Source organism: Saccharopolyspora sp. NPDC045839 (assembly GCF_056431645.1).
This window is the reverse complement of sequence record NZ_JBWKKH010000001.1, coordinates 288,275-301,435: the sequence shown is the minus strand read 5'-3', so window position 1 is coordinate 301,435 and position 13,161 is coordinate 288,275. Positions and strand designations below refer to the sequence as shown.

The following is a 13,161-nucleotide window of genomic DNA, read 5'->3' as shown; positions in this document are numbered from 1 at the left end:
CGGCATTGGTGGCCGGGCGCCGGTCTGCCGGCGCCCGGGGATCGACTGCCGGTCGTCCCACCGCGCCTACTCCTCCAGCCGCGCGACGTACATCGTGACTTCTGAGGCGCATACGACTTCTTCGAATTCGGGCGTCTCCCATTCGACTTCGTCGAACTCCGGGGGCTCCCATTCGAGAAGACCGGACCGAGCAGCATCTGATCTCATGACTGGCACCTCCTCTCCGGTGACGAGCGTCCCCGGGCGGAGTTGGCGGTTCGGCTGCCAAGCCGAGGCGAACGCGATGTCCGGTACCGGCGCTCACTTCGAACCGGTCCCCCGACCTGATCCGGACCCCCGACGCGTCCCCGCCGCGCGGGACCACCGCAGGTGCAGGATAGCCCCGTGGAAACGCCGCCGTAAGGGCACGGGAAACCTGAAATCGACTGGTCAGCAGTGATGGCGCCGGTGAGTTCCTGGCTGGTGGGGCGGACGCGCCGGAGGTGGTCAGGGGATGTCGGAGAGGTCGGGCTCGTCGGTGGCGATCGCGCTGTGCAGGCCCTCGTGGGCGGCTTCGGCGTTGGCCGCGGCGCGCGGCAGCATCGCCGCTTCGTAGCGGGCCACGGCGGTGGCGAGGTCGGGGGAGTCGATGACGGCACGGGCGAGGTCGGCGCCGTCGAGCATGGCCGTGTTGGCGCCGAGCCCGGAGATCGGCGACATGAGGTGCGCGGCGTCGCCGAGGAGCGTGACGCCGGGAACGGTGTCCCAGGCGTGCGGGACCGGCAGCGCGTACATGGGCCGGCGGATGAACGTGTCATCGCAACTGGCCAGCATGGCGCGCAGGCCGGGCGCCCAGTCGTGGAACATGTCGAGCAGCGCGGCGCGCACGGCGGCCGGGTTCGCGGCGTCGATGCCGCGATGGGCCGGCCGGTCGAGGTCTTCGCGGAAGATGACGTAGACGCGGATGTTGTTGCGCGCGTTGCGTTGTGCGAACAGGCCCTTGCCGTTGGCGGTGGCGAACATGGACCCGGGGCCGACGAGGCCGGCGATGCCGGGGTGGGAGTCGGCATCGCCGATCTGGATCTCGACGAACATGACGCCTTCGTAGAACGGCGTGGCCGGCGAGACGAGCGGGCGAACCCTGGACCAGGCGCCGTCGGCGCCGACGAGGAGGTCGACCTCGGTGGTGTGCCCGTCGCGGAAGTGGAGCAGGTGGCGCCCGTCGCCGGTCGGCGTGGCGCGGTCGAGGGCGCTGCCGTAGCGGATCGTTCCCGGCGACAGGGAGCCGAGCAGGAGTTCGCGCAGGTCGCCGCGGTCGATTTCGGGGCTGTGCAGGTCGCCGTCGTCGGGGACCCGCCGCATGAGGACCGTGCCGTGCTTGTCGGCGGCGCGCATCTCCTGGCCTTCGGGCCGGGCGATCTCCAGGAAGTCCCCGAGCAGCCCGGCGGCGGCGAGTGCCGCCTGGCCGGTGTCCTCCTGCATGTCCAGGGTGCCGCCCTGGTCGCGGGCGTGCGCGGAGGCGTCGCGCTCGTAGACGGTGGGTGCGAGTCCGGCTCGCTGCAGGATGCGAGCGGCGGTGAGCCCTGCGGGCCCGGCGCCGATGATGGCTATGCGCGGGTGGGACGTGGTCATGGTCGTGCTCCGTTCCGGTGTGCGATGCGTGGTCGGGCCGGTTGCGCGGTGCTGCGCCGGTGGATCGGTGTCGATGGCCGTGATTCCCGGTACTTCCCCAGAGCCCGGCGGCCTCGGACGGCGCGGATCAGAGCTTCCGGGCGTCGCGCTGTGCGGCCCGACCGGAGAACACCACATCGAGATCAAAAGTGCAACTGTTCAACTTTTTAAACTGTTCCACAGTTGTGTACTGTGCGTGGCATGACCGAAGGCACGATGGGGCGGCGGGAGCGGAAGAAGGCGGCCACCCGCCAGGCGCTGGCCGACGCCGCCATGGAGCTGTTCCTCCAGCGCGGCTTCGACCAGGTCAGCGTCCGCGAGATCGCCGACGCCGCCGACGTGTCGACGACGACGCTGTTCAAGCACTTCCCGGGCAAGGAGGCGCTCGTCTTCGACGAGGTCGTCGACCGCGAGGCCGAACTCGTCGCGGCGGTCCGGGATCGCGCGCCCGGCGAGTCCATCCCGGCCGCGCTGCGCCGGTACGTGCTGCAGGCGGTCGAGCGGGTCAGCGGCGACCCGCGGTGGGAGTCGTTCGTGGCGCTCAGCGAGTCCAGCAGTGCATTGCGCTCGTACGCCGACCGGATGTGGATGCGCCACCAGGCCGCGCTCGCCGCCGCGATCGCGGAGCAGGCGGGATGTGCCGACGGCGACCCCAAGTGTGCCGCCCTCGCGCATTTCGCGTTGCAAACTCGCGTGCTGGCCCGCGGTCCTCGTTCCGGAGAAGTCGTCGCGGCGGCGTTCGACCTGCTCGAAAACGGTTGGCAAGTCGACTGACATCACCATCCATTGTGGAGGAAAAGTGGGTCACCGTTCCTCCGTGGCGTGCGGCGTTCGTCTCAACTCGTGAACGCGGTTTGCGGGCGGTTATCGGGCCGCACTGCTGCCGGATCGCAGCCTGGAACCGGCCGAGCGAGGTGTGAGATTCGGTGGCAGTCGATTGCGGTCACGGGGCCGTGAGTCTTTTGGGCTGCCATAGCGACCCAAAAGACTCACGGCTTTGTGTTCCGGATTTCGGCGGGCTAGTTCTTCAGCTGTTCGCGGGAGGTGACGCCGAGCTTTCTCAGCACCCTCGCGGCGTGCTGCTCGACGGTGCGCGGTGAGAGGAACAGGATTCCGGCGATCTCGCGGTTCGTGTGGCCGCAGGCGAGCAGCCGGGCCACCTCTTCCTCGCGCGGCGACAGCTCGTCGCCGTACCCACGGCGGCCCCGGCGGGAGGGCTTGCCGCCGCCCGCGCCGCGCAGCAGGTGGCGGCACCTGGCCGCGTCGCGCGTGGCTCCGAGGCGGTCGAACACGTCGACCAGCGCGGACAGCTCTTCGCTCGCCGGTCCCGGATCGGTGGGCAGCAGGCACGTGGCCGCTCGTTCGGCGACCATCGCCGCGTAGTAGGGCACCGGCATTTCCTCGTAGTGCGCGACCGAATCGCGGTAGTGCGCCATCGCCGCGGTCAGGTCTCCCCGGTGTTCGGCCAGCCGCCCGCGACACTGGGCCAGCGCCGCCACCGCGAGCGGCACGCCCGAACCCGCGATTCCGGCGGCGATCTCGTCCACCACTCGCGCCGCGTCCGCTTCGCGGTCCGCCGCCAGGTACACCGCGACGGCGACCGGGCCCAGCTCGCCGCTCCACGCCCAGACCCCCTTGCGCCGCAGGATGTCCAGCCCGCGGTCGACGTCCGCGCACGCCTTCGCCGGCTCGTCCTGGGACAGCAGGGTCCAGGCCAGCCCCGCGCAGCCGGCGATCGCGACCGGGCTGATCGCCTCGTCCGGGGCGAAGGCGCCCGTTTCGGTGAGGTGGCTCGTCGCGGTCGCCCACTCGCCGCGGGCCGCCGCGAGCGAACCCAGCACCAGGCTCAGCTCGCTGACCACCGGGAACAGGTCCCGGTACTCGTCGAGCATCCGGCGCGCCCGCTCGTCGAGCCCGGCCCATTCGCCGGCCAGCCAGTCCAGCCGGGTCCGGGTGGCCCGGGCCGTGCTGATCACGAACGGGGCGCCGCAGCGGGTGGCGATCCGGAGGCCGCCGCGCAGCAGCTCATCGGCGATCCGCAGATGCCCGGTCCACTCGCACGCGTCGGCCAGGTTGCAGCGCAGCCGCGCGAGGTGGCGCTGCTCGCCGACCGTCGCCACCACCGCCGGCAGCTCATCGAGCGAGGCGAGCACGGTGGCGTCGCCGAGGTGCATGCGCGAGCCGAACTCGTTGGCCTGCAACGACAACCGCAGTTCGCCATCGGCCTTCGACCGGTACTCGGTGAGCCGCGCGAGCCACGGCCGGATCTCGTCGAGCGAGGTCTGCCCGACGTAGGGCATCGCCAGCACCGCGGTGCCGCGCGCGGCCAGGTCCGGGCGCTCCGACAGCTCGTTGATCGCCCGCTCGACCTCCGAACGGGCCTCCACCAACCCACCGGCCTGCCGCAGCAACAGCAGCCCCCGGTACAGCCGCACCTCGCCGCGCGCCGACGTGGACAGCCGCCGGTCGCTGAGCAGCCGCTCCAGCGTCTCGGTCGGATCGTGCTGGTCCAGGCCGGTGTGCGCGATCTGCCCGAGCTTGATCGCGAGCCGGTCGACGTGCTCGGCGGGCAGCTCCGGCTCCTTCAGCAGCCGCTGCAGCAGCTCGGTGGCGGTCGCCGCGTCGCCGATCTCGGCGGCCCGGTCGGCGGCCGCCTCCCCGTAGGAAAGCCACTCCGACACCCGGCCGGCGCGCTCGCTGTGCTCGGCGAGCTGCTTCAGCGGTTTGGGCTCGACCCCGGCCAGCACGTCGATCGCGCGCGCGTGCAGGTGCGCGCGATCCGGGCCGGTGATGGTGTCGTAGACGGCTTTCCTGGCCAGCGAATGCCGAAAGCCGTAGCCGCCGTCCAGCTCGTGCAGCACGTGACCGCTCAGCGCGTGCGTCAGCGCGGTGCGCAGCCGTGGCTCCGGGACGCCGGCGACCGCGCCGAGCAGTCCTTCCGTAGCGGGCGCGCCGAGCACCGCGGCCGTCTCGACGAGCCTGGTCGCCGCGGTCGGCAGCACGGCAAGCCGTTCGGCCATCGCGTCCCGCAGCAGCACCGGCACCGCGACCGCGTCGAGCAGCCGGCGGGCGGCGGCGCCGTCGGTGCGCACCGTGCCGACGGTGTTGCGCAGCGCCCGCAACGTTTCCTCGACGACGAACGGGACTCCGGCCGTGCATTCGTGCAGCCGGGCGGCGAACTCCGCGGACACCTGCTTCTCGCCGAGGATCGCCTCGGTCAGCGCGCGGACGTCGTCGACGCCGAGCGGGTTCAGCGCCAGCACCACGCTGACCACGCCGTTGGGCGGCCGGTACGCGCCGCCCAGCGGCAGGCCGCCGGGCACGTCCTCGCGCCGGTAGGTCACCACGATCGTCAGGTTCGGCGGCGGGTCGCTCATCAGGAACCGCACCAGCTGCCGGGTGCCGTCGTCGGCCCACTGCAGGTCCTCGATGGCGAGCAGCACCGGGCCCAGCGCGTCGACCAGCTCGCGCACCGCGCGGAACAGCCGGTGTCGCTCCGCGCGCGGATCGCCGAGCGGATCCGGCGCCGGCGGCAGGTGCTCGGCGATCTCCGGGAGCAGCGGGCCGAGGACGCCGGTGACCGGGCTAAGCTCCGGCCGGCGCGCGGGCCTCGCGCCGCGCAGCGCCTCCAGAACCGCGCCGTACGGGAACGGTTCGCCTACCTGACGGCAGTACCCGATGAGCGAGGTGGCCGGTCCGAGCTCGCCGACGAGCACCTCGGTCAGCAGCCGGCTCTTGCCGACCCCGGCCTCGCCCTCGATCAGCACCACGGCCGGGTGCAGCACGGCCACTGCCTGCAGCGATGCGAGCTGCTCGGCGCGCCCGACCAGCACCGGTGAGCTGGTGCGGATCTGCGGGCGAACAGGACGCCGAGTGCGTGCCATGTGCTCTCCCCTCGCCGAAAGACAGGTACCCCTACGTAATGAAACACGGATTGATCATCGTCAGGGCATCAGTCGATCGTGTCGGAAATGGCTGTGCGTCACCACCTCCGTATGGCAGCCATAACTGAAGAGGGAGCACCCGACATGCGACAAGGACGCAAGATCCGGCTGATCACCGCGCTCGGCGCGGGTGTGCTCGCCGCTGCGCTGGCCGCCGCTCCGGCCACCGCGGCTCCGACCGGCAAGATCCTCCCCGCCGCCAACCCGGTTGCCGGCAGCTACATCGTGGTGCTGAAGGACCTGAACGCGAGCGCGGCCTCGACCACGAGCACCACCGCCCGCCTCGTCGCGCAGTACGGCGGCACCACGACCGCCACCTACACCTCGACCATCCGCGGCTTCGCGGCGAAGCTCGACGAGGCCTCGGCCAAGCGGCTGGCCGGCGACCCGGCGGTCGCGTACGTGCAGCAGGACGGCGTCGCCCGGATCGCCGGCACCCAGCAGAACCCCACCTGGGGCCTGGACCGGATCGACCAGAAGAACCTGCCGCTCGACCGCAGCTACACCTACCCGAACACCGGGTCGGGGGCGACGGCCTACATCCTCGACACCGGGGTGGACAAGCGGCACCCCGACTTCGAGGGCCGCGTCAGGGACGGCCGCGACTTCATCGACAACGACGCCGACGCCTCCGACTGCCAGGGCCACGGCACGCACGTGGCCGGGACCGTCGGCTCGAAGACGTACGGCGTGGCGAAGCAGGTGAAGCTGGTCGCCGTCCGCGTGCTCGACTGCCAGGGTTCGGGTCAGTACTCCCAGATCATCTCCGGCGTCGACTGGGTGGCCGGCAACGCCACCAAGCCCGCGGTGGCGAACATGAGCCTCGGCGGTGGTGGTCACACCGCGACCGACAACGCGGTGCGGAGGGCGATCCAGGGCGGCGTCACCTTCGCCGTGGCGTCCGGGAATTCCAACACGGACGCCTGCAGCTCGACGCCGGCCCGCGTGCCGGAGGCGATCACGGTCAACGCCACCGACCGGCAGGACAACCGGTCGTCGTTCTCCAACTACGGCCGCTGCACCGACATCTTCGCGCCGGGCACCGACATCACGTCCACCCTCAACGGCGGCGGCGCGGGCGGCATGAGCGGCACGTCGATGGCCACCCCGCACGTGGCGGGCGCGGTCGCGCTGTACCTGACGGCGAACCCGTCGGCGACGCCGGCGCAGGTGCGCGACGCGCTGGTGAACAACGGAACCCAGAACGCGGTGCGGAACCCGGGCCCCGGCTCGACGAACCGCCTGCTGCACGTCGGCTTCATCAGCGGCGGCGCCGCTTACTGATACCGACCGGTGAAAACGGAAGGCCCCGGCTGCAGGCGGGGCCTTCCCCCGTTTTCGCCTAGCGGAGCCCTGATGCGGCCCGCTGGTGGTCGAGGTGATCCAGCATCAACCGAATCGCGAAAGGCGCGCGTTTCTGCTGGTCGTTCTGGCCGTGCGTCTTTTGTGTCGTTATGGCGGCACAAAAGACGCACGGCCCCGGACCTGCCGGAACTTCAGCCTTTAAGGTGCCTTTCAACCCGAGTATTCGCCGGTGCGGAATCCGGGCTTGGTTCGATGAACCGACTGCTGCACACCTGTTTCATCGGCGGCGCCTACCGGCACCAGAACTCGCTGCTATGGCGGAAGGCTCCGCGTTTCGGCGGGATCTTCCTCGGCGTCATCGGGAAGTTGAACGTGTCGGACGTTCCAGCATGGCCTGCGCCATGGCGACCTGGCTCGGCGCCAGCGAGGTCGCGCCGTCCTCGACGTCCCACAGGCTGTTCTGCAGCACGCGTCCGAGCGTCCAGCCCGCTGCGCGCTCGCGGTCCAGGCCGAGGGCTTCGGTGAGCAGGGCGAATCGGCGGTGCACGACGCGGACCGGGTCGCCGGTGGCCACCACCGCGGCCCACTCGCTGTCCAGGGCGGGCCACAGGTCGAATCCCGGGTCGCCCGCCAGCGGCTCCGGGTCGATCGCCAGCCACGGTTCCCGTTCACCGGCGAGGACGTTGCCGTAGTGCAGATCCCAGTGCAGCAGCCGATCGCCGGGCTCGTCGACCAGGTCGGCGACCGCCGCGGCGCACGAGCGCAGCAGCCGTTGATCGGCCGGGTCCGTCAGCGCCGAAACCGCTTGGGGTGCTTGGTCGAGCATCTCGGCCGCGATCTCGCCGAGTCCCCGCAACCCCTCCGGCGCGGGCACGGCCGTCAGCCGGCGCAGCAAGTCGGCGAGGATGCCCATCGCCTCGTCGTCGTCCGCGACGGAGGCCAGGGTGCGCGAACCGTCCAGGCGTTCCAGCAGCATCGTGCAGTTCGCCGGGTCGTGGTCGAGGAGCCGCACGATCCCGCTGCCGCCCCAGGTCCGCAATCCGACGAGCGCGGCCCGGGTTTCCACCTTGGGCGGCTGGAACCTCAGCACCGCGCGTTCCCCGCCCGCGCGGACCACGGGCACCACGAGCGAGGCATCCCCGGCGGCGACGTCCCCGTCTGGCGCGAGGTCCCACTTCTCCAGGTACTCGGCGACCTGACCGGACAGCGCTGCGATCCAGGCCCTCCCCGCCTCGCTCCCGCCGTAGGACGCCAGCAGCGTGTCCGGAACGCCGAGCATGTGGGGATTTCCTTTCCGAGGGAAGGGCTTTCCTGCCGACCAGTGTACGGATCGGAGCGAGCCCGCCGCCGCAAGCGGTGGTGGCTGCTTGCGGCGGCGCGGGTTCCGGCCGTCAGGCGTGGGTGACGAGGAGGGTGACCCCGGCTTCTCCGCCGCAGTCGACGAAGACCGGGCCCACTCCGTTGCCCACGGTGTCGCTCAGCCGGCCCTTCGCGAGGAACCCGGCCGGGTTGGGGTCGACGATGCGCACGTCCTCCAGCACCGGCTTCTTTTCCGAGAAGCCGCTGAGCACGGCCTTGAGGCCGGTTCCGCCGCCGCAGTCGCCGGTGATGGTCACTTCCTGGCCCCGCCAAGCGGGATTCGGGGAGACCTGGACCGTCGCCCGGGCCCCCTTGGGCGGGGCCGCGGCGGGCTCTGGCGAGGCGAACGCCCCGCTGCTGGTGACGGTGATGATCGCGACCGCCGCGACGGTCAGTCCGATAGCGGCAGCAGCCTTCTTGTTCAGCACAAGACATCCTCAGGTGTTGGTCCTAATAGGACGAGATCGGTTCCTTCGTCTCGCCGGAGGCGGAGTCGACCGTCCGGCGGGATCCGGCCGTAAGTCGCGCCGATCGCCGATCGTGGTTCTCCCGCCGCGAAACTGTGATCTGAGCCACTCGGAGAACCGCTGGGCGTCCGCACGCCGTCTTCCGGGGCGTGAGGGGAAACCGGGTGCCGATGGCTTCGCTGGACGAAGCGCAATTGGTCGGCCGCATCGCGCGAGGTGACCGAGCCGCCTTCGAGGAGCTGTACCGGCGCACCTCGCCGTGGCTGGCGCTGCGGCTGCGCCGCAGGTGCGCGGACGAGCAGCTCGTCGCCGAGGTCATGCAGGAGACCTACCTCGCAGTGTGGCGCGCCGGCGGGGCGTTCGCGGGAGACGCCGTGGGCGGCACCGCCGTGGGGTGGCTGTGGACCATCGCCGCGCGCCGCCTGGTGGACGGCTTCCGGCGGCAGGCCCGGTATGCGCGGTTGCCGGCGGTCGCCGCGGAGCCGGTGAGCGCTCCCGCCGCCGAGGACGACGCGTTGGCCCGCGAGGTCGGGGGCACGGTGGGCGACGCGCTCCGGCTGCTGGCTCCGGAGCTGCGGCAGGTGTTGCAGGCGATGGTGCTGGACGGGCTGTCGGTCCGGGAAACCGCGCTGCTGCTCGGTGTTCCCGAAGGAACGGTGAAGACCCGCGCCCGGCGGGCGCGGATTGCGATGCGGGAGGCGCTGTCATGAGGGTGCGCGAACACGACGGCGATCACCTCGCGGCCGAGCTGGTGCGGCGCTACACCTGCGACGATCCCGCGCTGACGGCCGACGAGACCTGGGCGGTGGAAGCCCATCTCGAATCCTGCGCGGCGTGCCGGGAACAGCTGGCGTCCGGCATCTCCGGTGAGGTGACGGCGCTGCTGGAGGGCGTGTGGGCCGAGCTGGAGCCCGCGGTGGCCGCGATCGCGCCGCGGCCCGCCGGGAACCGGTGGCTGCGGCACCTTCGGGCCTGGGCGTCGCCGGTGATGCTGCCGTGGTTCGGGATGACCGCGCTCGTGCTGCTGCTGGCCCTCGCGGTCGACACCTGGACTCCGTTGCTGAGCGGGGGATATCCGTCCATGGTGCTGCTGCTTGCACCGGTAGCGCCGCTGCTGTGCGTGGCGGCGGCCTGGTCGCGCGGCCTGGATCCGGCGCACGAAGTGCTGGCCGGCGCCGCCCGCGGGGGAGTGGAGCTGGTGCTGCGGCGCACCGCGGCCGTGCTGGTCGTGGTCATTCCGATGCTGCTGGTGGTGGGCTGGGCGGCGGGCACGTCGCCGGCCTGGTGGTTGCTGCCCTGCCTGGCCTTCACCGCGGGATCGCTGGCCCTCGGCAGCTTCGTCGGCATCACCCGGGCGGCCGTCGGGCTCATCGCGCTGTGGGCCGGGACGGTCGTCCTGCCGAGCCTGTTCGCGGCCGGTTCGCTGCTTCCGCTGGAGCCGTCCGCCGCCCCGGTCTGGGGTGCGGCCCTCGCGGTCGGCGGGGTGGTGCTGGCGGTGCGCTCGCGCTCCTGCACCCGGCTCGACAGCCCGTGAACCCGGAAATCCATTGTGGACATCAGGAGGAGACGATGGCACGCGCGGTGAGCGCCGAGGAGATCGCGCCCACGACCTACGCCGCCGAGATCCGCGCCGAAGGGCTGCGGGTGCGGGCCGGGCTGCGGATGGCGGTCGACGGCCTGGACCTGTCGTTCGGCACCGGCGTGCACGGCCTGCTCGGCCCCAACGGCGCGGGCAAGACGACGCTGATGCGCGCCCTGGCGACGGTCGCCCGGCCCGCAGGCGGCACCCTGGAACTGCTGGGGCGCCCCATCGGCCGGGGGCGCGAGGTGCGCGAGGTGCGCCGGCGGCTCGGCTACCTGCCGCAGAACTTCGGGTTCTACCGGCGGTTCACGCTCCGCGAGTTCACCGAGTACGTGGCCTGGCTCAAGGAGGTCCCGAAGCGGGACCGGCCGGGCGCGGTGCAACGCGCGATCGAGCTGGTCGGGCTCGCCGACCGGGCCGCCCACCGGATGCGGACGCTCTCCGGCGGGATGGTGCGCCGCGCCGGCATCGCCCAGGCCATCGTCAACGACCCGCAGATCCTGCTGCTCGACGAGCCGACCGCGGGCCTGGATCCCGGGCAGCGGCTGCGGTTCCGCGAACTCCTGCACCGGATCGGCCAGGACACCTGCGTGCTGGTCGCCACGCACATCGTGGAGGACGTCGCCGCCGCCTGCGCCGACGTGACGCTCGTCGAGCGCGGCCGCCTGGTGTTCCGCGGAACGCGCGAGGAACTCCTCGGAGCCGGTGGCGAAAGCAGTCCCGGCGACAGCCCGGCGGAGCGCGGCTACTCGGCGCTGCTGGCCCGGCACCGCGGCGACGCCGAACGGCCCGGGGGATCTTGGTGAGCGCGCGGATGGTCCGGATCGACCTGCGGCGCTCCAGCGCGCCGGCGACCGGCGCGGCGATCTTCGCGGCAGCGGTGGGGTTGCTGTACCTGCTGACCAACGCTCCGTGGCAGAAGTCCACCGGAGCCTGGTACCTGCAATGGGATTCCTTCGTCTACTACCTGCGTTTCATGCACTTCGCGCTGGTTCCGGTGGCGCTCGGCGGCGGAGCCCTGCTGGGGACGCGCGACAGCCGCAGCGGGGTGGCGGAGTTGTTCGCGTCGGCGCCGCGACCCGCGTGGCAGCGGTCGGCGCACAGCGCCGCGGCGGTCGGCTTGGCGATGGTCGCCGCATCGGCCGCGATCCTGGTCGCGGGCGGCGTCTCGGTGGTGGCCAACGGCGGCTTCTTCCACCTCGGCTGGCTGCCGGTCGCGGCGGTCGGAGCGCTGTCGCTGGTCGCGGCCGGCTGGCTCGGGATGGGCATCGGCAGGCTGCTGCCGTCGTTGCTGACCCCGCCCGTGGTGGCGGCCGCCGGGTTCGCGGTCCTGATCCGCGCGCATGCCACGACGATCAACGCGGAGTACTACGCCGGGCCGGAGTCGAGCGTGCCGGAGCTGCTGACGCCGATGCTGGCAGGAACGAAGCGCACCGCCTTCATCGCCGTGTCGGACACGGTGAGCGCGGTGCAGCTCGGGTGGTTCGCCGCGCTGGCGACGACCGCGCTCGGCCTGGTGACCGCGAGCCGCCTTGGAACCCGGATCGTCGCGCTGCTGCCCGCTGTGCTCGGGCTCGTGGTGGCGGTGACCGCCTTGCCGCGCGACGCCGACGCCGTCTACGTCCTCAACGGGGAGGCGGCGGCGCTGGGGTGCACCGAAACCCGCGACGTGTGCGTCACCCGCGCGCACGCCCACGAGCTGGAAGCCCTCACCGGGCCGGCGCGGGATGCCTTGTCGCTGCACGGGAAACTGCCGGATGCGCCCCGCGTCGTCGCGGAGATCCCGACCCGCGGCACCGTCCCGCACGTGCCGCCGGGCGTGCTCCCGGTGGACTTCGACGAGCTCGAACGTGCCGGAGAGGACCCGCGGTCGGCCTGGATCAGCCTCCTGAGCGGCACCGTCCCGGGATGCGACGAGTGGTACGGCGACGAGTCGCAGGCCGCACGCACGGTCATCGCGTCCTGGCTGGCCGACGAATTCACGCCGCTGCCCCACTACTACGGCGCCGACGAGATCCGGGAGCGGGCGGAATCGGCCTGGCAGGCCCTGCGCGCCCTGCCGCGGGAAACCCAGCCCCAGGTGGTCGTCCAACTGCGCGCGGCCATCCAGACGTGCCAACCCGATCCGCTCGCCGTCCTCGCGCCGGGTGGGTGATCCCTTGGCTTTGTACCTCCGTTCCCGGCGTGTCCCGGCGACATGCGCGGTGCTCCTCGTGTCGACCGCCGTGGTGTGGGCGTTGGGCCGCTGGAGTGCCGATCCGCCGGCCACCGCCCGGCTCGTGGTCGCCGGGCTGGCGCTCGGGATCTCCGCGGGAGCGGTCGGTCTCGGCGGCGCGGACGTGGCGCTGGATCGCACCGCCGCGCTGCGCTGGCCTCCCTTGCGGGCGGGGCATGTCGTCGCGATCGCCGCGGTCGTGGGCGGCGTTTTCGTTGCGGCGCAGGCGATCGGCGAGCCGCTGGTGCCGAACCTCGTGATCGTCCGGAACTGCGCGGGTTTCGCCGGGCTCGCCGCCTTCGGCGCCGCGGTCCTCGGGACGGCCCGCGGCTGGTGGCTCCCGCTGGGCTGGGCGTTGCCCGCCGCCCTGCCGCTTCCCTCGGACACCGCGGCGATGCAGGTGCTCACCTGGCCGATGGCGGAAGCGGGGGCGGCCGCCGCGACTATCACCGCGACCGCCCTCGCCGTGCTCGGCACGCTCACCTACGCGATTCGCGGCTACCGCGCATAAGGCCACTTCGAGGTCGTTTCAGAACGGCTCCGCCCGGCTCGTCCCGGTGCCGGACACCGGTGGCGATTTCGCGCGAAACCGCCACGCCGCCCCCCCCGGGAGGGGCGATGTTTTGGTGAACCAAGAGA

The 13,161-nt window shown here is 72.3% G+C and carries 12 protein-coding genes; 7 read left to right on the top strand and 5 right to left on the bottom strand.

The features are described 5' to 3' along the window. Positions 1-66: 66 nt before the first annotated feature. Positions 67-207: a pyrroloquinoline quinone precursor peptide PqqA gene (gene pqqA, locus AC07EQ_RS01465; RefSeq protein WP_478385973.1), complete on the bottom strand. Its 141-nt coding sequence runs from the start codon at positions 205-207 to the stop codon at positions 67-69. A gap of 279 nt (positions 208-486) precedes the next feature. Next, positions 487-1,611, bottom strand: coding sequence for an FAD-dependent oxidoreductase (locus tag AC07EQ_RS01460; protein ID WP_478385972.1), 1,125 nt, complete (start codon positions 1,609-1,611; stop codon positions 487-489). A 240-nt stretch (positions 1,612-1,851) separates the two neighbouring features. On the opposite strand from AC07EQ_RS01460, the gene AC07EQ_RS01455 reads away from it, so the two are divergent. Next, positions 1,852-2,424 carry a TetR/AcrR family transcriptional regulator gene (locus tag AC07EQ_RS01455; protein WP_478385971.1) on the top strand — a complete coding sequence of 191 codons (573 nt, stop codon included), beginning with the start codon at positions 1,852-1,854 and terminating at the stop codon, positions 2,422-2,424. Between the two features lie 245 nt (positions 2,425-2,669). Here AC07EQ_RS01455 and AC07EQ_RS01450 read toward each other — a convergent pair whose 3' ends face one another. Then, the gene (locus tag AC07EQ_RS01450) at positions 2,670-5,534 is read right to left on the bottom strand and encodes an ATP-binding protein (protein ID WP_478385970.1); all 2,865 of its coding nucleotides are present in this window, start codon (positions 5,532-5,534) and stop codon (positions 2,670-2,672) included. Between the two features lie 144 nt (positions 5,535-5,678). Here AC07EQ_RS01450 and AC07EQ_RS01445 point away from each other — a divergent pair, with 144 nt between their 5' ends. Next, positions 5,679-6,878: a S8 family peptidase gene (locus tag AC07EQ_RS01445; protein ID WP_478385969.1), complete on the top strand. Its 1,200-nt coding sequence runs from the start codon at positions 5,679-5,681 to the stop codon at positions 6,876-6,878. Positions 6,879-7,254: 376 nt separating this feature from the next. On the opposite strand, the gene AC07EQ_RS01440 is transcribed toward AC07EQ_RS01445, so the two are convergent. Beyond that, positions 7,255-8,178: an aminoglycoside phosphotransferase family protein gene (locus AC07EQ_RS01440; RefSeq protein ID WP_478385968.1), complete on the bottom strand. Its 924-nt coding sequence runs from the start codon at positions 8,176-8,178 to the stop codon at positions 7,255-7,257. 112 nt (positions 8,179-8,290) lie between these two features. Then, on the bottom strand, positions 8,291-8,686 hold the full coding sequence (locus AC07EQ_RS01435; protein ID WP_478385967.1) for a hypothetical protein: 396 nt from the start codon (positions 8,684-8,686) through the stop codon (positions 8,291-8,293). 209 nt (positions 8,687-8,895) lie between these two features. Here AC07EQ_RS01435 and AC07EQ_RS01430 point away from each other — a divergent pair, with 209 nt between their 5' ends. From AC07EQ_RS01430 to AC07EQ_RS01410, 5 genes are read left to right on the top strand one after another with little or no spacing between them, the layout of a single operon-like run. After that, a complete protein-coding gene (locus AC07EQ_RS01430) occupies positions 8,896-9,435 on the top strand; it encodes an RNA polymerase sigma factor (RefSeq protein WP_478385966.1) in 540 nt (179 codons plus the stop codon). Beyond that, on the top strand, positions 9,432-10,259 hold the full coding sequence (locus AC07EQ_RS01425; protein ID WP_478385965.1) for a zf-HC2 domain-containing protein: 828 nt from the start codon (positions 9,432-9,434) through the stop codon (positions 10,257-10,259). Before AC07EQ_RS01430 ends, AC07EQ_RS01425 begins: the two co-directional genes overlap by 4 nt. A gap of 35 nt (positions 10,260-10,294) precedes the next feature. Beyond that, positions 10,295-11,113: an ATP-binding cassette domain-containing protein gene (locus AC07EQ_RS01420; protein ID WP_478385964.1), complete on the top strand. Its 819-nt coding sequence runs from the start codon at positions 10,295-10,297 to the stop codon at positions 11,111-11,113. Next, positions 11,110-12,462 (top strand): hypothetical protein, encoded by a 1,353-nt coding sequence (locus AC07EQ_RS01415; RefSeq protein WP_478385963.1) that lies wholly within the window; start codon positions 11,110-11,112, stop codon positions 12,460-12,462. Before AC07EQ_RS01420 ends, AC07EQ_RS01415 begins: the two co-directional genes overlap by 4 nt. A 58-nt stretch (positions 12,463-12,520) precedes the next feature. Next, positions 12,521-13,033 (top strand): hypothetical protein, encoded by a 513-nt coding sequence (locus AC07EQ_RS01410; protein ID WP_478385962.1) that lies wholly within the window; start codon positions 12,521-12,523, stop codon positions 13,031-13,033. Positions 13,034-13,161 lie beyond the last annotated feature (128 nt).